At 62.2% G+C, this 18,214-nt stretch carries 14 protein-coding genes and 1 pseudogene; 5 read left to right on the top strand and 10 right to left on the bottom strand.

Annotated features, from left to right (window positions below; all coding sequences use genetic code 11):
* Nucleotides 1-303: pseudogene (locus tag D578_RS16220) on the top strand (hypothetical protein); the annotation flags it as partial.
* Nucleotides 304-317: 14 nt separating this feature from the next.
* Here the strand turns inward: D578_RS16220 and D578_RS0114125 are convergent.
* Nucleotides 318-1,328, bottom strand: coding sequence for a glycosyltransferase family 2 protein (locus tag D578_RS0114125; protein WP_026289368.1), 1,011 nt, complete (start codon nucleotides 1,326-1,328; stop codon nucleotides 318-320).
* Nucleotides 1,329-1,437: 109 nt separating this feature from the next.
* On the opposite strand from D578_RS0114125, the gene D578_RS0114120 reads away from it, so the two are divergent.
* Together D578_RS0114120 and D578_RS15735 are read left to right on the top strand one after the other, a co-directional pair.
* Nucleotides 1,438-2,298 (top strand): hypothetical protein, encoded by an 861-nt coding sequence (locus D578_RS0114120; protein WP_018950580.1) that lies wholly within the window; start codon nucleotides 1,438-1,440, stop codon nucleotides 2,296-2,298.
* Nucleotides 2,299-2,510: 212 nt separating this feature from the next.
* Complete coding sequence (locus D578_RS15735) at nucleotides 2,511-3,731, top strand: hypothetical protein (protein WP_081617386.1); 1,221 nt, start codon at nucleotides 2,511-2,513, stop codon at nucleotides 3,729-3,731.
* A 338-nt stretch (nucleotides 3,732-4,069) separates the two neighbouring features.
* Here the strand turns inward: D578_RS15735 and D578_RS0114110 are convergent, their stop codons facing one another.
* The 4 genes from D578_RS0114110 to D578_RS0114095 form a co-directional block, all read right to left on the bottom strand.
* Nucleotides 4,070-5,614, bottom strand: a complete 1,545-nt coding sequence (locus D578_RS0114110; protein ID WP_018950578.1) for an asparagine synthetase B family protein — start codon at nucleotides 5,612-5,614, stop codon at nucleotides 4,070-4,072.
* Between the two features lie 203 nt (nucleotides 5,615-5,817).
* Nucleotides 5,818-6,822 carry a hypothetical protein gene (locus tag D578_RS16210; protein ID WP_231364130.1) on the bottom strand — a complete coding sequence of 335 codons (1,005 nt, stop codon included), beginning with the start codon at nucleotides 6,820-6,822 and terminating at the stop codon, nucleotides 5,818-5,820.
* Between the two features lie 8 nt (nucleotides 6,823-6,830).
* Entirely contained in the window at nucleotides 6,831-7,739 is a 909-nt protein-coding gene (locus D578_RS0114100; protein ID WP_018950576.1) for a hypothetical protein, read from the bottom strand.
* A 713-nt stretch (nucleotides 7,740-8,452) separates the two neighbouring features.
* Nucleotides 8,453-10,255, bottom strand: coding sequence for an ABC transporter ATP-binding protein (locus tag D578_RS0114095; protein WP_018950575.1), 1,803 nt, complete (start codon nucleotides 10,253-10,255; stop codon nucleotides 8,453-8,455).
* Nucleotides 10,256-10,515: 260 nt separating this feature from the next.
* Here D578_RS0114095 and D578_RS0114090 point away from each other — a divergent pair, with 260 nt between their 5' ends.
* Complete coding sequence (locus D578_RS0114090; protein ID WP_026289367.1) at nucleotides 10,516-12,123, top strand: amino acid adenylation domain-containing protein; 1,608 nt, start codon at nucleotides 10,516-10,518, stop codon at nucleotides 12,121-12,123.
* 43 nt (nucleotides 12,124-12,166) lie between these two features.
* Here the strand turns inward: D578_RS0114090 and D578_RS0114085 are convergent, their stop codons facing one another.
* The 5 genes from D578_RS0114085 to D578_RS0114065 all read right to left on the bottom strand — a co-directional run bounded on the left by D578_RS0114085 (nucleotide 12,167) and on the right by D578_RS0114065 (nucleotide 16,038).
* Entirely contained in the window at nucleotides 12,167-12,991 is an 825-nt protein-coding gene (locus D578_RS0114085; RefSeq protein ID WP_018950573.1) for a GNAT family N-acetyltransferase, read from the bottom strand.
* An 82-nt stretch (nucleotides 12,992-13,073) separates the two neighbouring features.
* Nucleotides 13,074-14,090, bottom strand: coding sequence for a glycosyltransferase (locus D578_RS0114080; RefSeq protein WP_018950572.1), 1,017 nt, complete (start codon nucleotides 14,088-14,090; stop codon nucleotides 13,074-13,076).
* A complete protein-coding gene (locus D578_RS0114075; protein ID WP_018950571.1) occupies nucleotides 14,090-14,977 on the bottom strand; it encodes a hydrolase 1, exosortase A system-associated in 888 nt (295 codons plus the stop codon). Before D578_RS0114075 ends, D578_RS0114080 begins: the two co-directional genes overlap by 1 nt.
* The gene (locus D578_RS0114070; RefSeq protein ID WP_018950570.1) at nucleotides 14,974-15,777 is read right to left on the bottom strand and encodes a hydrolase 2, exosortase A system-associated; all 804 of its coding nucleotides are present in this window, start codon (nucleotides 15,775-15,777) and stop codon (nucleotides 14,974-14,976) included. Before D578_RS0114070 ends, D578_RS0114075 begins: the two co-directional genes overlap by 4 nt.
* Before the next feature lie 9 nt (nucleotides 15,778-15,786).
* On the bottom strand, nucleotides 15,787-16,038 hold the full coding sequence (locus D578_RS0114065) for a phosphopantetheine-binding protein (protein ID WP_018950569.1): 252 nt from the start codon (nucleotides 16,036-16,038) through the stop codon (nucleotides 15,787-15,789).
* A gap of 330 nt (nucleotides 16,039-16,368) precedes the next feature.
* On the opposite strand from D578_RS0114065, the gene D578_RS0114060 reads away from it, so the two are divergent.
* Nucleotides 16,369-18,198 (top strand): asparagine synthase, encoded by a 1,830-nt coding sequence (locus D578_RS0114060; RefSeq protein ID WP_042798478.1) that lies wholly within the window; start codon nucleotides 16,369-16,371, stop codon nucleotides 18,196-18,198.
* Nucleotides 18,199-18,214: the final 16 nt, after the last annotated feature.

Here is an 18,214-nt window from a genome sequence, read left to right as displayed (position 1 = left end):
CGACTAGGTTTTTGTCGTTAGATGGGGCATTGGGCCAGCGGGCAGTCCTTCGGAGACCACCATCGCGGGACGTCGCTGGCACCGACAGCGCGACTGGTGAATCGCTGGTTCAGACAAGCCTTGAACGGAGCCACGCGCGATCGCTCATCGGGCGACTTGCACGAGACGCCCTTGCCCTCCGCCATCGCCGGTGGCCTGGGATTTTGCCAAAGCCCCGAAAGCGTCCTGAAAGGCACTTACATGTCCGAACTGACACTCGAATGGCCCAGTCGGCACCGGGACGCTACGGGGTCGCCATGCTAGCCGGCCAACATCGCTTACGCCGCTGGCCGCCCACCCTTCTCTCCAAGGCGTCCGACGGCCAGGCGAAGGATGTTCGGCAAGAACAGGGCGGCCCCGACCGGATCTCGACGCAGCGTCGCCCTCACCAGAGACCAGTCCAGGGGTTTACGGTGCCTCAGCTGGTGCAAGACGGCCGCGACGAAAGAACGCCGCGAGTCCGCCAGCTGTCCCCGTACGAACGCCCGCTGTTTCCCATCCAGCCGGATCTCTTCAAGGACCATCCGGGAGAGCGCAATGTAGTTGGCTGTCAGGCGAAGATAGCCTTCCGTCTTCCAGCCCGACTTGTCGAAGATATTAACGCCCTCGCCTTCGTCGGCATAAACGCGGGGCGAAAATGCCACGCGGCGCAGCGATTGCCCCAGTTGCAGCTTGAAGAACCGATCCTCGCCCTGCATCAGACCCTCAGGAAATCGGTTCCTGGAAAATCGATCCAGTCGATATGCCATGGCGTTTGCACTAATGACGCTGCTTCGACGTACCAGCAGATCGAAAAAGTCACCGGCAAACTCGTAAAGTTCGTGCTCCGCATCGATCAGTGGGTGGTCCTCGGGGAGAATATTGCCTTCCGGGGAACCGGCCCACTGGAACCGCGTCCTCGAAATCCCTGTTCGTTGCGTATCGCCGATGAACAGGTCGAACCCCCGGCCGAGCGCGCGAACCGCATCCCCCAGAAACGGCCCAATCCACTGATCATCCGAATCGAGAAATGCCACGAACGGTATGTCGCGAGGAACATGATCCAGACCGGTGTTTCTTGCCGCACCAGGTCCACCATTTTCCTTGCGGATGATCACGATCTCTCCATTATCCAGGAGGTCCCCGATCTCCTGATCAGCCGGCAAGGGCGAACCATCGTCTACCACAATCACGTGTATCGACAGTCCAGCCCGCCAATCGAGCACCGATTGGACACAACGGCGCAAAAGACCGCGCTCTCGCTGAAAATACGGGATAACCACAGCGATCTTCAAAGGACTCTCGGACAAGGCGATCTCTCCATCATGGGGATCAAGCGGCTGACGCGTGGCGCTCAGCGCCATTTCATGCAACCCCAACATCCGGGAAGCACTCCACCGGATTGTGCTGGAGCCAGAGATGTATCTCTACAGCTATCGTAAACACCCCAACTTTGGGGACGCCCTCAACGACTACCTCTGGCCACGCTTCATCAATACGCCACTGGAGACTGAGCCGGGATCCGACGAGGTGTTTGTCGGCATTGGGACCTTGCTCAATGAACGCCTGCCCGCCTCGGGCACTCTCCACATCTTCGGCAGCGGCCTCGGTTATGGAACGGTCCCAGCAGAAGCCATCGCGCGCTGGACGGTCCACTTCGTACGGGGTCCCTTGACCGCCGCTTCCCTGAACCTGGACCCGAAACTCGCCATCTCTGATCCCGGCATCCTCCTCCACCGCACCGAAGACCTCAACCGGAAAAAAGATATCGACTGCGCCTTCATGCCGCACCACGCCCTTTTCTCCGAACGAATGAGCCAGCTTTGCGAGCAGGCCGGCGTTCATTTCATTCATCCGGAAGCCCCTTGCGACAGCGTAATCGATCAGATCGGACGATCCCGCAAGCTCATCTGCTCCGCCATGCATGGCGCGATCACCGCCGAAGCACTTCGTGTACCGTGGCTTCCAGTGATTACAAACCGACAAATGTTACTGAGCAAGTGGTACGACTGGTCAGCCAGCATTCAAACTGACATCCACTTCCACAAGCTTCCAACAATATGGTCTCAGGCCCACCGGTCCCCCCATGGCTGGGTACTTGCGAAGCTCAAGGGCCACACCTTCTCGCGGAAGCTGCAACAACTTTCGCGCAAAGGTGCTTTCCAACTAGGGAACGACGCTATTCTTCAGGACCGGATCAAACGCATGGAGAACAAGATAGACGCGTTCAACTCACAGGTATGCAGCGAAACCAACCGAGCCGACCAACCACCGAATTAAGCCCAAAAAAGAACGGCTGCATAGGGCGAGAAACTCCACCCCTCTCGACCAGAGACTGCCGGACCAAACGAAGCCGTACAAAGATACTCCCGGCTCGCATCTTATAATGAAGAAAAAGCAAGGCGTCCGACCCAACCAAGTGACGAAAACACGCCACACACGCGAGATCGGGTTCGCGCTATATTAAAACACCACCCCGGGGGGGGACCGTCATGACCATCTACGTCGACCGAACAGAAAAACGCGAAGAAGATGGCTGGGCCATTTTCGAAACTCCAGTTCACCACCCACGACTGCCCGACAGGCTGTACTTCCGCACCCTCAGCCGTTACGCCGACCAGTTATCCGAAGCGTCCGACGCGCCCGCGCTGGCCCTCCTTATCCCCGCCATGGCTTTTGGCGAAGACATACACTTCTCCACGACAGTGTCCGAGAAACTTCTCCGAAACCTTAACGGGCCCATTCAGACGATCCTCTTCGCTATTGCGCCCCACCTAACACACGTAGAGGTAAAGGCAGCCCCCGCACGGCGCACCCCTCACCATGGAGACGCATTAGTTGCGACAGGCTTCTCTGCTGGGGTCGATTCCTTCTGCACGCTAACCCAATATCACCCCGACCATGCGCCACAGGGTTTCGGGCTCTCGTTTCTAACCTACAACAACGTAGGATCGCAACGGAATTCCGATACAAGAGAATTCATCGAGCGATACGAGACTCTGAAACAAAAAGCATCCCAGGAAGGATTCGGACTTGTTCCGGTCGATTCTAACATGGACGACTTCTTCCACGCATTGAAAGAACTTGACTTTATGCAGACGCACTCCATACGGAACGGGGCGACAGCACTTCTCTTCCAGGAAAGGACGTGCCGATTTCTGTACTCATCAGCCTATCCGTATGGATCTACCTTTGTTGGAAAAACACGCTCGATCGGGCACGCAGATCCGGTCTTGCTGCCCCTTCTCGGAACTGAATCCATCGACTTGGTGCCCGTGGGTGGCGAGCTCACCCGGGTTCAGAAGACGGTGGCCCTCGGAGAGAACCGCACCGCGCGAAGAGGCCTGGACGTATGCGTAACCAATGAAAGCGGGGAGAATTGCTCGCGCTGTGAAAAATGCCTGAGGACACTCCTGTGCCTGGAAATCACAGGAAACCTGAAGAATTTCAGCGAAGCCTTCGATCTCGGAATCTACAAAAGACATCGAACCCGATACATTGCCGAAACACTTCGAGGACGAAGGGCATACGACAAGGAATTACAAGAGGCGATGAAGCTGTACCGATTCCGCGGGCCTTTGAAGGCGCGAATCATTGCCAGCTCCAGGATGCCAGAGTTGCAATACAAGATTCGGCAACTAAGGCACCTTGTTCGTAATACAATGCGGACTTTCCGGGAGAAACCGGATAGCGAGACACCAGAAAAAGGTTAATCGAACATTACCGGCCAATTCGGGGCGGAGTTTCAGGGCCAAATCCTGGCAAGCCGACACATCGACCGGGGCAGCCAATGGGTGTATCTGGAGGTGCGTCTGTCCATGTCGGCCGTGGCCATCCGTGGCTTTCTAAAGAAGCTACTGGGGAAAGCCCCGCTCCATGTCACCCACACCGTGACCGACAACAGGAAAACGTTCACCGACCGCTTGGCCGCCCCCGGAGAGCACGGGCCGACCGGCCGCCAGCCCTTCGACCGGCTGTGTAGGGCTAAGCTGCTGGGCATACATGGCGCGATCACCGCGGATGCACCGCGCGCCACCCTGGCTTTCCGTCATCAGAGGCCGTCGATTCCTCCCGCTGCCCGCTCCATTTCCAGTCTTCTTAACAACGGCTGGAGATACCAAAGCTTGCCCGGATGCGTGGCAACAGCAGAACGCGCAAGCATTGCCGCAAAGCGCCCAGTCCTCACTAGACGGGAACGCATCAGCCCGGGGTTTCTGGCCAGATATACCAGCGTTTCGCGGGCGGCCTTGCGGTAATAGCGATCGAGCTCCCGCTGGCCGGGCGTCGTCGTGGTCCGACATTCGTAGGGTATGTCCGCGTATTCCGGGTAGCTGCGGCGGATCGTCTCGTCATGCAGTCCCTGGCGCGCATAGGCTGGATCCAGGCCCATCAGAAAGTCGAACAGATCGTGATCGAGATAAGGGCAGAATACCGTTTCGACGTCTCGCAAGAGGCCAAAGGGAACTAGGCCGACGCATCGACGAGTACGGTTCCAGAAAACAAACGAGAGCAGTGGATTCGCTGCACTGCGGTGTTGCCCCAGCTCCGCGTCCAAGCGCTCGATCGCCACCGACCGGGAAATCCGCTTCTGAAAACCGGCTTGAGAGCATGACTGGATAAAACCCTCGTTTCCTGATTCGCCCAACAGGTGCTCAGCTAGCCGTGATGTCTGGCCAGAAACGAGTAGCTGCTGCTTCTGCTCCGTAAGCGTATGGCCTGCCGAAAGCACGTCACCCCCGATGCCATCGAAGATGCACTTCGTCCCGCGATACGAGAAATAACCGACCAGAGCATCAAGCCAGGTGTGCCCACTCGCGCAGAATTCGGTCCGATCGATATCCTGCAGGGTTGCATCCACGTAGGAGCGCGGATAATCCACCTCGTCATGCGGCTGGCCGGTGGCCTGTGCGAGACGTCGTGCGATTACCCGGTCCTCGTCATCGATTGGCGGATACCCCTGGACCGTCACGGCTCGCTCGGGGGTATGACCTTGAGCCAGCAACTCGAGAAAGATATGGCGCGAATCTCTTCCCCCGCTAATTGCCAAATCAAAACGGCCATCGGGGGGAGCCCTGCGCCTGATCGCTTGCGCGAACAGGTTGGCATACTGGTCGACAGCCTCATCGAAGTTTCCCGCCTTCGGCGTCGTGCAGGATTCGCCGACAAAACGCGACTCCACGGAACTCTTTTCGTCCGACCATACAAGCCGCACGCCCGGGGGCAACGCCCGCACGTGTTCGAAGGGTGTATCGTCTGCCAGGAAGATTCCCAGCCTCTGAAAAACCGCTAGCGCCGCGAAGTCGAGCGTCTTCGGAAAAGCGCCGTCAAGCACATGCCGAATCGATGGCGAAATCCGTATCTCGCCCCCCCACATGCTGTAGAACAGCGGGTACATCCCGTACCGATCGTTTTCGACGACCAGCGTTCTGCCGTCCCAGGTCCAGTGTCCGAAGATACCGTCCGCTTCTCGTCCGGGGCCAAGATCGATCTTGTGCCCCAGGCGAACGCGCTCATCCCCCTCGACCCGTGCGCCCGAGGGCGTCCTTCGGGCAGCAAAAAACGGCGATGACCTGGGCGCGTTATACAGATATTGCAAAGGGTTACTCCTGAATCTGATTGTTAGAAAACGCTACTCTGAGACTCTTGTCCCGGCGCCAACACCCATTTCGCGCAAGAGCCTTCATCAATGGCTGTTCCAGCAGCCACCTGGACCTCCGCGCAATGGTGGAGCGCGCACGCTGCACCAATTTTTACGTCCGTCTCACAGAAACGCCCAGCCTTCAAATCCCGGATGGGTCGCTACCGTCTGCGCACACGAGTCTTTAGCAACCGCCAGGAAGAGTTCCGCACTCTGATCGTCCAGTCCTGGAATCGCCCCGAGTCGGAGGACAGTCGGCGGACGAGTTCGCTCGCCCTCTGCCAGGCTTCGAACCGCGGCCCCACCTCGCGTTCAATCAATTCGACCCACCGTTCGACCGTGCTCGCACGGGACCCTGTACGCGAGACCGACTCGGCCGCCGTGCGGACTACATCGCGCCCCCATTCGGGGTCTCTCTGCAGACGGCCAAGGTATCGCGACAAATCCTGCTCAGTAGCGCACCTCAAGAAGTCCCGTCCGTCTTTTCCCACTTGAGAATAGGCCGAGTCACACCCACCAATAAAAACGGCGCCAGCTAACCACGCATTGAACATTTTGGTTGGCGGTTTTTCGTCATGTTTCTTGCAGGAAAAATCGCGTACACCCACGGCCACATCGATATCGTGATAGTCATTCCATTCGGCGGCCGTCTTCAAACGAAATTCCATTCCGTACGCCGCGCAAATATGCCGCCACCATTCCGGGTCGCGACAAAGGTTTCGCTCAAGCCCAAAGAAACCAACGGTGCGAAATTCGGCTCTTGACGAGTCGCGCCTGACCAGGCCCGGTTGCGGCCAATGGGGCACCCAGAATGCACAACGGGATGTTTGCCGCTGATTCTGGACAAACGAGAGATTGGCCCATCGAGGGCGCAGTTGATCGGCATCGAGGCTGACCTTGAAAATCTCGGAACAGACAGGGCGCCGCCGGATATCCGCCGCCAGGCCGAAGTTGATCGCACCCGGCCGATAATCCTCTCCAGTGCTGACGTCCAGTCCATATTTTCGGAGTTCGAACGCAGTCTGACCGATCCAGGCCCAGCTGCTGGTATGGAAAAGACCGGGATAGTCATCAAGGGAGACAGTGGCGGATGAGTCGATGAAATCCCGAATGGGTGACGGAGCCAGAAAATGCAGCGGATAGGGGAAGTCGAGCGCAGCGGGCATGGGGTCAGTCAGTACGTGGCCGGGCGGCCAAGAAAATGTGAGAGGCCAAGCTGCGCGCAGACTTCCTGCAAGTCGTAGTTATAGGGAAGGTCCTTGCTCAAGTCCCGTCGAGCATCTATCGGGGATTTTTTCCGATAGCGGGGGTTTCCGATTCGAGTGCAATGCCCCTCATGAAGGGGCTTGGCGTTGATTGCTACGACATCCCCACTCGCCTGCTCGTCCCATATAAGGATGCCCACGCCATGGTCTTTCATGTATTTTTCACGAGTTTTCGCTCGCGGACCCGTCGGGGCGTTGGGGTGGGCCATTGGGCGCCGCCACCACCCACAGCCCGCGTTGAACTGATCCAGACTGGCACGCCGGGTGGTACAACCGATTAGCTCCCAGTAACGACCGTAGTGGCCCCTGAGCCTGCGCAGCCATCCAAGCCGCATGTCTACCGCTGCCGTCTGGCCATCCCGGAGGGCCTTGAAACGATCGGACAAACGACGGAACAGCGGCTCGCGGACCAACAAGTCGGAGTGCCAAAAAGCGAGGCGAGGCGCAAAGAGCCAGGCAAACTCGATCGGGAACATCATCGACATTGCGGGCAGATCAAGGCCTTCGTTGAAATCGACCAGGCGGGCACCCTCGATTAATGGTGGCGGCCCGATTCGGGGATCGAATCCGACGATCGGAGTCCAGCCAGCAGATGCCACCATCCTCTGCTGGACCAAACACCAGTCACTCTGGACGTTCCAGCACAGCCAGGGAAAATCGATTCCGGCGAGAGCATCCGCCCATTTTCCGGAGGCGAGAGACTGGGCCTGCTCTGCCTGCTCTGTAGAGATCCAGTGCCAGCTCCCCTTGCCGACATAGAACGGACGGAGCGCTTCTTCCTCGACTCCTTTGGCATCCTCGACCGGTGTTCTAGACAATGCCTGCGCCCTCCTGGCAAGTCAGACGGCCGCCATAGACGATAGCCCACCAAAGAGAGCCAGTTTGCCTATCGCGCGGTGGTTCCCAGATTCGGGATAACAGCAAGTCACTTAGGAAAGCGGCGGAAGCTTCAGAGCACGGGTTGAGCATCGTTCGGAGCCCCAGGGAGACGCTAGACAAGTCGGATATTCGCGCAAGATGCCTTTGGCCGGGCCCTCGAAAGGGCGCACCACCACAGTCGATTCAGGAGGTGCGAGAGTGTGGTGGTCGAGACGAGCACTCAGCTCACCGTCGATGCCAACGGCCTAAGGCCGATGGTGCGGAGTTTGTAGACGCCCGTCAGTGCGAAAGCGCACATAACAACCTACAGGCGGGTAGTTCTTCATCCCTGCGGCGCGAAGGCCTCGGCCCGGTCAATCGCAGCAAGCAGTGTTCGATCTGGGTGCGCAGTAATACTGCCTCCAAGGCAAGCGCTAATTGACGCTCCCGCACCCGGCTTCGTGCCCCGCCGAAGGGTTTTTGGAAGGATGCTGGGGCCCTTACGGCCCGTTTTGATCTCTGTTATCGCCATTTTCGGCGGTTACAGGGGATTCAATGCGGCCCAAAATGCAAGAAACCCGCCTGGCTCCAGCTCGGCGGGTAACTATTTCGGGCAGGAAGGCCTCTCAGTCAGTGTTTCCTCAGATGCCGCTCTACAGACCTCGGGTAACCATCAAGCCAAACCCGACGCCAACTTCTGGAATTCCTTGCTTTGCGAATTCAGACAGTCCCATGCGCCTTCCGCCGAGACCGCCCCCTTGTCCAACAGGTAAATCGTGTCGCAATTACGCACCGTGGTCAGGCGATGGGCGACCAAGAGGATGGTCTTGTTGCCGGAGAGGTTCTGGATCGCATCCATCACGGCGCGCTCGGTGGCGTTATCCAGGGCGCTCGTCGCTTCGTCGAAGAAAAGCACATCGGGATCACGGTACAGGGCCCTGGCAATGCCGATCCTTTGGCGTTGCCCGCCGGAGAGTCGTGTACCGCGTTCGCCGATGATGGTGGCGTACCCGTGAGGTAGTTCCTGGGTTACAAAATCGTGCAGGTTGGCGAGGCGAGCCGCTTTCTCGACGGCAGCCTGGTCGATCTGCTCTTCCGGCACGCCCAGGGCGATATTCGCGGCCACACTCTGGTCGGCGAGAAAGATGTGCTGCGGGACGTAGCCCAGAGCCGCCTGCCAGCGACGGATGTTCGCTCGTGTCAGGGGTTCGCCATCGATCAGGATGGTGCCCTGCTCGGGCTCCAAAAGGCCCAGCAACACGTCGACCAGGGTGCTCTTTCCGGCACCGGACGATCCCACGAATCCGACCGTGGTTCTGGCGCGAATCTCCAGAGAGATGTCTTTCAGGGCAGGGTGCTCGTGTTCGGGATACCGATAGGTGAGGCCTTGCACCTTGATGGACCGAGTCGGAGCCAGCGGAACGAGTCGATCATTGCGCGAAAGCGGAGGCGTACTGTCAGGGAATTGGCCAAGGTCCCGAAGAACGCTGTCCACCGCTGCCGTATTGAAACGTAGCGAGGCAACCTGCTGGAAGATTTTCTGAAACGCCGGGATCAACTGGCGTCCGGCCAGCGCGTACAGGCCGATCAGGGGCAAGGCCTGAGCCAGACCGCCGTCGCCTGCCATTAGATAGAGCACCAAAACGAGGACGCCGCCGAATGCAATCGCCTCGATCGCGTATTGCGGGAGGCTCTGCAGAAGGACGGCATTCGCCTGATGACTCGCAAACCGCTTCGATGGCTTCCGGTACCGTTCCAGGTAATCACGCTCCCGCCCCAATAGACGGATCTCCTTGGCACCCGCAAAGGCCTCGGCCGCGGCCGTGAAACGCTCGCGATTGGCCTCCACGCGGTCCACGCCAATGCGGTTCAGCCAGGTCCGCGACGCCACATAAATGACCGCATAGATGCCGCCGAGGCCCGCCGCTGCGATCAAGGCCAGCCAGGGCTGCACCACAACCAGAAGTGCAATGATGAAGGCCGCAAGTAACAGCTGGCTCGCGAGCTTCAGCGCAGGCATCAGTGCACCATTGATGGCCTGGGTGGTTTCCTGCAGTACCGTTTTCGCCAGATCACCGGAGTTTCTATTAAGGAAGAACGTGAACGGACGGCTAAGGTAGTCCCCCATCAGGCGCCGGGAGAGCTCGTACTGCTGCATGTGGGTGAACCGCGTAATGGCCCACTGGTTGAACGCCTGGAGCGCGGTACCGGTCATGAACAGGACGAAGGCCGCAAACCCCAGGAAATACAGGAAACGACTGGTCGACTCGAAGCCAAGCCAGTCGTAGGCGACACGAAGCATCTCATTGTCGTGGACCATGTCCGGATCGGAGAGTACCGCCAGAAACGGCATGACCGAGGCGATGCCCGCGGTCTGCATGAACGCCGTGGCGATCATCAGGATCAGCAGCAAGACGACCTTGCCGCGATCGCGGGGGTCGAGCAGGGCATTCAGCTTGTGCAGGGTTTGCAGCATGGTTTCGCCGACCGGGGATCCTTCGTACGAGGGGCCTTCGAGCGGCCCGTGACAACCGCCATCAGGCGGCCGTTAGCCAGGCCAGGAGGCCAGCTTCTCGTTTGGATTGTACGAGATGGGGCGTTCGCGGATGCTTCGCTGAAGGCACGGCGGACGTGCGCGGGCACGACTGGCCCGCTGGATCGCCGGTCCGGGCCGACCCAAAAACCCCTGAGAGCCGCAGCAGTAAAGGGTTCCCGAGGAGAGCGAGGACTGCATCCATGCCAAACGCCAGGATAACGAAGGGTTTGCTGACCGGCTTCCTGCGCTCCGTCGAACGCTTCCCGGAACGCCCCGCCCTGGATGTCGAGGGTCGCGTCCTGAGCTACGAGGAGCTGTTCGCGGCCGGCGCGAATAGTGCCCACACGCTGCAGCAGAGCCCGACCCGACCCGGCCGGGTCGGCGTACTGGCCCAGCGCTCGCTCGCGATGTACCGCGGGATTCTGGGCACCCTGATGGCCGGCCATACCCTGGTTCCGCTGAACCCGGGGTTTCCCACGGAACGTACGGTGGCCATGGCCGAACAGGCCGATCTGTCGGCGCTGCTGGTGGATGCTCAGGGTCTGGAGCGGCTCGATGAACTGCTGCAGGCATTCTCCCGGCCGCTCCTGATCCTGCTACCCGATACGCAGCGACTGGAGGACCTGCAAACGCGCTGGCCCCGACACGACTTCCGGGTGGTCGGCGATTCCCCTGGGCCCGCGGATTGGGCGCCGGCGACCGTATCCCCGGATGATCTGGCCTGCCTGTTCTTCACCTCCGGCAGCACGGGCATACCCAAGGGCGTGGGCGTTCTGCAGCGCAATGCAGCGCGCTTTGTGGAGATGTCGCAGGAGCGGTATCGGGACTTCGGTATTAGCGAGACGGACCGTTTTTCGCAGTTCTACGACATCACCTTCGATTCCTCGATGTTCGACCTGTACGTATCGTGGGCCTTTGGTGCCTGCCTGTGCTGCCCCTCCGCCAAGGAGTGGTTCAACCCCAACCGCTACATCGCGGACAAGGCGCTCACGGTAATCGACATCACCCCCTCGGCCGGGCACGGGATGAATCGCCGCAACGGCTGGGCGCCGGGACGGTTCCCGGATCTGCGCCTGTGCCGCTTTGGCGGGGAGGCCCTGTCAGCGGAGCTGGCCGAGGCGATGGCAGCCGCCGCCCCCAATGCCTTTGTCGACAATGCCTACGGGCCCACCGAATGCACCGTGGATGCCTGCTTCTACTGCTGGGACGGGGAGCGCTCACCCGCGGAGTGCGAGCACGGCATGGCCCCGATCGGCTATCCGGGCAACCAGGTCGGACTGCGTGTAGCGGACGAGGCCCTGCAGGAGGTACCGGTCGGGGCCGAGGGCGAACTGCTGATCAGTGGCCCACAGGTGACACCCGGCTACTGGAAGGACCCCGAGCGCACGGCGAAGGCCTTCGTGCACCTGGATGACGGCCGTGTGCATTACCGCACCGGGGATCTGGTGCGCCGCCCGGCCCCGGGCGAACCGGTCATCTTTCTCGGGCGCCTGGATCACCAGATCAAGATTGGCGGGGTTCGGATCGAGCTCGGCGAGGTGGAGGCCGCGCTGCGTAAGGCCGCCGGAACGGACCAGGCAGTGGCCGTCGGATGGCCACGAACGGAAAGCGGCGCCTCGGGGATCGTGGCCTTCGTGGTCGCGGAAGATATGGACGAATCGGCCATACGCGACCGGCTCCGCCAGCGACTTCCCGCGGTGATGGTGCCCCGAGCCATTCACTCGCTGGACAGCCTGCCGCTCAACACCAATGGCAAGGCCGACCGAAAGGCACTGATCTCGACTCTGGAAAAGACGGCGACACAGTAACCACGAGGCTGCGCCAGGGCCCTGGACACCGTCGGTTACCAGGCTACGCCGACGCGACCACTCCAGGCACAGCCAGGTACGTATGCCGGAGATGCAAAACCTCGAAACCCTTGCGGAGGTGGTTTTGATAGGACGGGTCCGGTTTGTCCGGTGTCCCCACGGCGGTATCCGTGATCACCGACGTACAGCCATGCAGTGACGCGTCCCTCAGACACGCGGAGACGAGGGCCCCATGCAAGCCACGTCCACGGTAGTCCGGGCGGGTTGCTTCCCACCCGGCCCAGGCCACCCCATCCCCGAGATACAACAGGCTGGTTGCCACCACCGTTCCATTGTCGAGCGCCAGCCACTGACGCCATTTGGGTGAACGCGGCAGTTCCGCCAGAAGAGCCTTTGCCTCCTGCGGCACGGAGAAAACGTCCACCGCCAGCGCGGCTCCGGCATCTTGGTCTTCGGGTCGCCAGGGGCGAATTTCGAGATCGGTCTTCCCCTCGGGGACATCGCTGCTGGACCGTATCAGGACTGCAGAAGCCGCCCCCCGGCGAATCCTGCGATCGCGTATCCATTGAATAACGGACTCCGGGCGGGCATGAGGGCTGAGTTCGATTGCCCAGGGGAGGTCATGCTCGGCGTACAGGGCCGCTAGTTCATCAATATGGGCCTCGGTTGCCGGGCTCGAAACGCCCAGGCCCAGCACCCGGTTAAAGACCAGCATCTTCTTCAGGTCCGGGGCAATCAGAGCAAGACTCATCTCGCTACGGACCGCTCGAAAACCCGGGATGCCCGCGCTTTCAGCCAGCCGCATCATGCTCTCGTAGGCCTCGGCCTCGACCAGCTCGGCCTGTGCGGAAGACGTATCTGCAATCATGGAACCTCCTCCTGTCTCCGGCTTGGGTGTTGCCGAGGGCCCCAATCACCCAGGACGACGCCGGGCTCGACCATCCAATGCCTTACCGCGCCGTGCGTCTCCCTAGACTCTTCCCGGCACTCAGGACCAGATAGGCCCAAGTGGACACTGACCAGGGGTCCCGGACCGTCGATTGCAGAAACGACCGTGCCGCCAGCCTCGGGTCCCCCTCCCAATAGTGGTGATAGCCGAAACTGAAGCAGGTCTCGGCAAGACGCTTGCGAATCGCGCCGCGTGACGTCCTCTCTCCGCCCGGGCCAACCAGACCCCAGCGACCGAGCGCCTTGCGGACGACCTCGTATTCATAGTTCGTATCGGGGTACTTGGTGATACAGCCCTCGCCATGAAGCCGGTAAAGAGCCGTCACAAGGTTCAGCTGGTGGATCTCGGTCAAGCGCGATGCGCGCAACCAGTAATCGTAGTCCTGCCCCCTTTTGAGTTCAGGGTCGAACTGTCCGACGCGTTCCACGAGATCACGTCGCATCATGACCGTGATGGTGTGTGGCAGCGACCCGAAAAGCAGGCGGTTGTAAAGCCAGCCGGACCCACCATCCACAAGCGGTTTGCCGTCAGGGTTCATAGGGTACGCGCCCTTGGCCGCATCGGGTTTCAGGAACGTGCCGGACGGATCGGGCTTCCATCTGGCCCAGGCGGTAAAGGTCATCCCGATCTCGGGATGCTGGTCCATGTAGTCCACCTGAGCCGCGACCTTTCCCGGCAACCAGACATCGTCGGAATCGATAAAGGCGATGTAGTCACCGCCCGCGATCGCGACGCCGGCATTGCGGGCCACGGCCGCCCCCTGGTTCTGCTGGGTCAGCAGCGTCAGGCGGTCGCCATACCCGCGCAGAATGTCTATCGTCCCGTCGGTCGAGCCGTCGTCCACCACGATCAACTCGATGCCCGGGTAGTCCTGATCCAGAACACTGTCGACGGACTCGGCAATATATGCGGCCGTGTTGTAGGCCGGCATGATCACCGAGACCAGGGGCTCGCGGTTACGATCCTCCGGCGCGGCCGGGGGCTTGCTGCCCGCATGGGCTTGTTCCATCGACGACATCACTCCCGCCCTCGTTCCGGCACATTTTGCACCCAGTCGTGCGTCCACAAGGCCACCTGGTCGCGCCACTCGCGGCGGGAAAAGGTGTGATTGGCACCAGGCAGTTCCCGCAGGGTCACCCGCGGCTCCTGCAACAACCCGCTCCATGCCGGCGCGTTCGTCGCCACGTCGCGAAACTCGGCCGCGGTCAGGTCCTCGCCACTCAGGATCACCAGGATGGGCCCCTGGAAGCGCCGCCAGCCCTCGGCCATCCGGTCCGGCAGGGGGCCTTTGTCGATGCTATCGGGGCTTGTGTTGTCGCGCTCGCCAGAAGCCCCCCCGGAACCGGAACCAACCGCTGTACCGAGCATGCGGCCCAGGGAGCGCAGGGACACCCAGGGGTTGAAACGCCCCTTGAGGGCCCCGGACCAGAAATCGCGCGAGAACAGGCGCTGGAGGTAGTAGGTCTTCAGGTAGGCCCGAGCCAGCCCTTCCTCGGTGCGGGCCCAGGGGTTCACCAGCACCAGGCCTGTCACCCGGGGGTCTCGCCAGGCATAGAACAACGCCGCGGAGGCCGCGCCACACAGGCCCCATATGGTCACCTCGCGCATCCCCGGCACCTCGCCTGCAAAGGTATCGACGGCAGCATGCAGGTCGTCATGCACCTCGTGGAACGTCCGCTGGGCTCCGTACGAGTCGCCCATGCCACGAAAATCGAAGCGGAATACCGGAATCCCGCGTTCGGCCAGGAACCGCGCCAGAAGCAGGAACTGACGGTGGCTGCCCACCCGGTACTGCGGCCCGCCCACCGCGATCAAGACCCCGCGCCGGGCGCCTTCTGCCCCGGGATGCAGGATCCCCAGCAGTTCTTCGTCCCCAACCCGGAAGATGACGGCGCGCTCGCTCACGCGATCAGCTCCAGCCGGCGCAGGGTCGCGTCCAGCAACTGCGACACCTCGACGATGTCCTGAGTCGACCAGAAGGCATCGCCAGCAACGACCGTCGCGGTGACCGCGGCGCCCTCCTCGCGCCAGCGCTCGATCAGGCGTTCGCTCGCCGGCGGCAGCGGTGCCGCGTCCTGCGCCGCCACCTCGAACCATTCGATCGCGTCCGCGTGCGGCCGCTGCAGACGGGCCGCCGCCAGGCGCGCGGCCAGCTTGGGCGCCAGGGTATACCCGGCGACTTCCAGCGGTTCTCCCGCATCCAGTTGGGCCCGCAGCTGGGCGGTACCTTCCTTCTGCCCACCCATCAGCCCGGCGGCCATGCGCAGGCGCAGGAACTGAATCAGGTGTTGTTCGCCATTCGGGACCGGGGCCCAGTAGATCGCGACTGTCGCCGGCTGCGCACGCGCGGCCAGAAAGTCACCCGCGAGCAGGCAACCCGCTCGCAACCCCCAGACCATGAACGGCGCCGCGCAGCGCGTCTCGAGGTGTTCACTGCAGCGAGCGAGGTCGTCCAGCCAGAGGTCCCAGTCCGCGTTGCCAAAGTCGCCACCGCTATCGCCGCACCCGTAGAGATCCGGGATCAGCACCGCATAACCCGCCTGCGCCAGGCGGCGCGCTTGCAGGTTCACCATGCGGCGGGACTTGTTGAGCTCTTCGGCCAGGGGCGGGACGAACAGCACGGCGCCCCGGATGGAGGGACCATCCGGCAGATGGAGCACATGGAATACCGGCCCGGCCTTGCCCTCCAGGAACCCGGCTTCCATCTCGCGCGCCTAGCCGTCGAGCTTGGAGTCGATGAAATCGACCAGAGTGCCGAGCGTCTCGAAGGTCTCGGCGCTGACATCGTCATCATCGATCACGATGTCGAAATGGCTCTCGATCGAGGTGATCAGCGAAACGACCGCCATCGAGTCCAATTCCGGCACGCCACCCAGCAGCGTGGTGTTGCGGTCGAAGTGCTGCGCTCGCCCGTTCAGGCTCAGGGCACTGTCCAGCAGGTTCTTGGTGTGATCGAGAGTCGACATATGACGGGTTCCTGAAGGTCGGGTATCTCTGCCCGGCCGGGATGCGGGATTAGTCGGCAGGTTACCGTATCTGCACGGGCTGTCCAGATCGGTGCCGGCTGGCCGCGCCCCCCGCGTGATCGGCTCGTTAAGGCCCCTGGCCCCGGACCACTTCGCGCACCCGAACCCCCACGTAGAATGAGCCACAGCACGACACGGATTCGTGCTCGCGAGCAGTGCGCGCGGCCTGGCCCCGCGCATCCCGCGCCTTGTCAGCAAGCAAGATCGACTCGAGCGCGCACGCATACTCAAACAGTGTTTCCCTGGCCCGACCAGGCAACAGGCGGACGGATGGCGGGACTTTGTGGATGGTTCGCGGTGAATGCCGCATCACCGGCCGGCGCCCTCGATGCGCAGGGAGAGGCGCTCCCGGGGCTTTCCGGGGCGCCTGACGCCCAGTATACGAACCGTCTGGGCGGCTGCCGGGTCCGGGGCGGCTGGATCGCGCAGGATGCCGACGTCATTGCCGCCATCACCGGCCACCCGCAATGGCGGAACCCAGCCCTGGCTCAACGGGCGCGAGAGCGCGACCCGGCGCAAGCCCTGCTGGAGGCCTGGCGGCAACACGGCGCCGGCCTCTTCGAGCAGGTTGGCGGCGACTACGCGCTGGTCATCGTGGATGCCGGGCACGGTCGGCTGGTGGCCGGCATCGACCGCCTGGGCCAGACACCGCTGCACTTTGCGCGCCTGGATGGCGGCGTGGCCTTCGGCACCAGTGCCGGATGCGTGGCCGCGCACCCGGCGGTCGCCACCGAGGTGACCCGCGAGGGGCTCTACCACTACTGCTTCTTCCACATGCTTCCGGCCCCGGTCAGCCTGTTCTCCGGGCTGGAGAAACTGCCGGCCGCCCACCGCCTGACCCACAACGGCGACCGGGCCGAGGTGTCCCGCTACTGGACCCCGCGCTTCGAGGACGACAGCGCGGCCACGCCCGAGGCCCTGGAACATGCCCTGCACGAACACGTGCAAGCGGCGGTGCAACGACGTGCGGACACCCCCCGCCCCGGCGCCTTTCTGAGCGGCGGCCTGGACAGTTCGACGGTGGCCGGGATGCTCGCCGGCATGCACCCCGGGGCCGACAGCTTCAGCATCGGCTTCGATGCGCCCGGATATGACGAGATGGAGTACGCGCGCATCGCCTCGCGACACTTCGGGACCCAGGCGCACGAGTACTACGTGACGCCGGAGGACGTAGTCGAAGCCGTGCCCCGGATCGCCGGCAGCTACGACGAACCGTTCGGCAACTCATCCGCCCTGCCGGCCTATTTCTGCGCCCGCATGGCGGCCGACGCCGGGATCACCCGGCTACTGGCCGGTGATGGCGGTGACGAGCTGTTCGCGGGGAATGCGCGCTACGCCAAACAGGGCGTATTCGAACACTGGGCGCGTATCCCTGCGCCGCTACGCCACCACCTGCTGGAGCCCCTGTTCACCCGGCTACCGCGCGGCCTGCCGCTGGCCGGCAAGGCCCGCAGCTACGTGGAGCAGGCGCGCATCCCGCTGCCGGACCGACTGCAGACCTACAACTACCTGCACCGCCTGGCACCGGAAACGATGTTCGAACCCGAGTTTCTCGCGGCGGTGGACCGCGAGGCCCCCTGGGAGCTGATGCGCGGGATCTACGCGCAGCCCCAATCGGCGTCGCCCCTCAACCGCATGATGTACCTGGACTGGCAGCAAACCCTGGCCGACAACGATCTGCGCAAGGTGACCGGGATGTGCCAGCTGGCCGGCGTCGATGTGGCCTTCCCGATGCTGGACGACGAGCTGGTCGAGTTCTCCTGTCGCGTGCCGTCGGGTCTCAAGCTGACAAAAGGCCGCCTGCGCCACTTCTACAAGGAGGCGTTCACCGGCTTCCTGCCGGACACCATCATCGACAAGAAGAAACACGGCTTCGGCCTGCCGTTCGGCGTCTGGATGCAGGAGCACGCCCCGCTGCGGGAGCTGGCATACGACAGCCTGCTGCGACTGAAGGGGCGCAATTTCCTCCGCGACGACTTCATCGACGAACTGATCCGCCTGCATCGTGAGGGCCACGCGGCCTACTACGGCGATTTCGTCTGGATCCTGATGATGCTCGACCTCTGGCTCGAATCGCACCCGGCCGCCCGCCTGGCATGAACCACGGAGCGCACGA

It is taken from the genome of Thioalkalivibrio sp. ALMg11 (assembly GCF_000377905.1).
Taxonomy (GTDB): domain Bacteria; phylum Pseudomonadota; class Gammaproteobacteria; order Ectothiorhodospirales; family Ectothiorhodospiraceae; genus Thioalkalivibrio.
Note: the sequence above shows the minus strand (reverse complement) of the source record. Positions and strands in the feature narration are given on the sequence as shown.

Excerpts from the sequence above, each read along its gene's own strand:
- D578_RS0114120 (WP_018950580.1), top strand. The coding sequence starts at position 1,438 with ATGTATCTCTACAGCTATCGTAAACACCCCAACTTTGGGGACGCCCTC.
- D578_RS15735 (WP_081617386.1), top strand. The coding sequence starts at position 2,511 with ATGACCATCTACGTCGACCGAACAGAAAAACGCGAAGAAGATGGCTGG.
- D578_RS16210 (WP_231364130.1), bottom strand. The coding sequence starts at position 6,822 with ATGCCCGCTGCGCTCGACTTCCCCTATCCGCTGCATTTTCTGGCTCCG.
- D578_RS0114095 (WP_018950575.1), bottom strand. The coding sequence starts at position 10,255 with ATGCTGCAAACCCTGCACAAGCTGAATGCCCTGCTCGACCCCCGCGAT.
- D578_RS0114090 (WP_026289367.1), top strand. The coding sequence starts at position 10,516 with ATGCCAAACGCCAGGATAACGAAGGGTTTGCTGACCGGCTTCCTGCGC.
- D578_RS0114085 (WP_018950573.1), bottom strand. The coding sequence starts at position 12,991 with ATGATTGCAGATACGTCTTCCGCACAGGCCGAGCTGGTCGAGGCCGAG.
- D578_RS0114080 (WP_018950572.1), bottom strand. The coding sequence starts at position 14,090 with ATGTCGTCGATGGAACAAGCCCATGCGGGCAGCAAGCCCCCGGCCGCG.
- D578_RS0114070 (WP_018950570.1), bottom strand. The coding sequence starts at position 15,777 with ATGGAAGCCGGGTTCCTGGAGGGCAAGGCCGGGCCGGTATTCCATGTG.
- D578_RS0114065 (WP_018950569.1), bottom strand. The coding sequence starts at position 16,038 with ATGTCGACTCTCGATCACACCAAGAACCTGCTGGACAGTGCCCTGAGC.
- D578_RS0114060 (WP_042798478.1), top strand. The coding sequence starts at position 16,369 with ATGGCGGGACTTTGTGGATGGTTCGCGGTGAATGCCGCATCACCGGCC.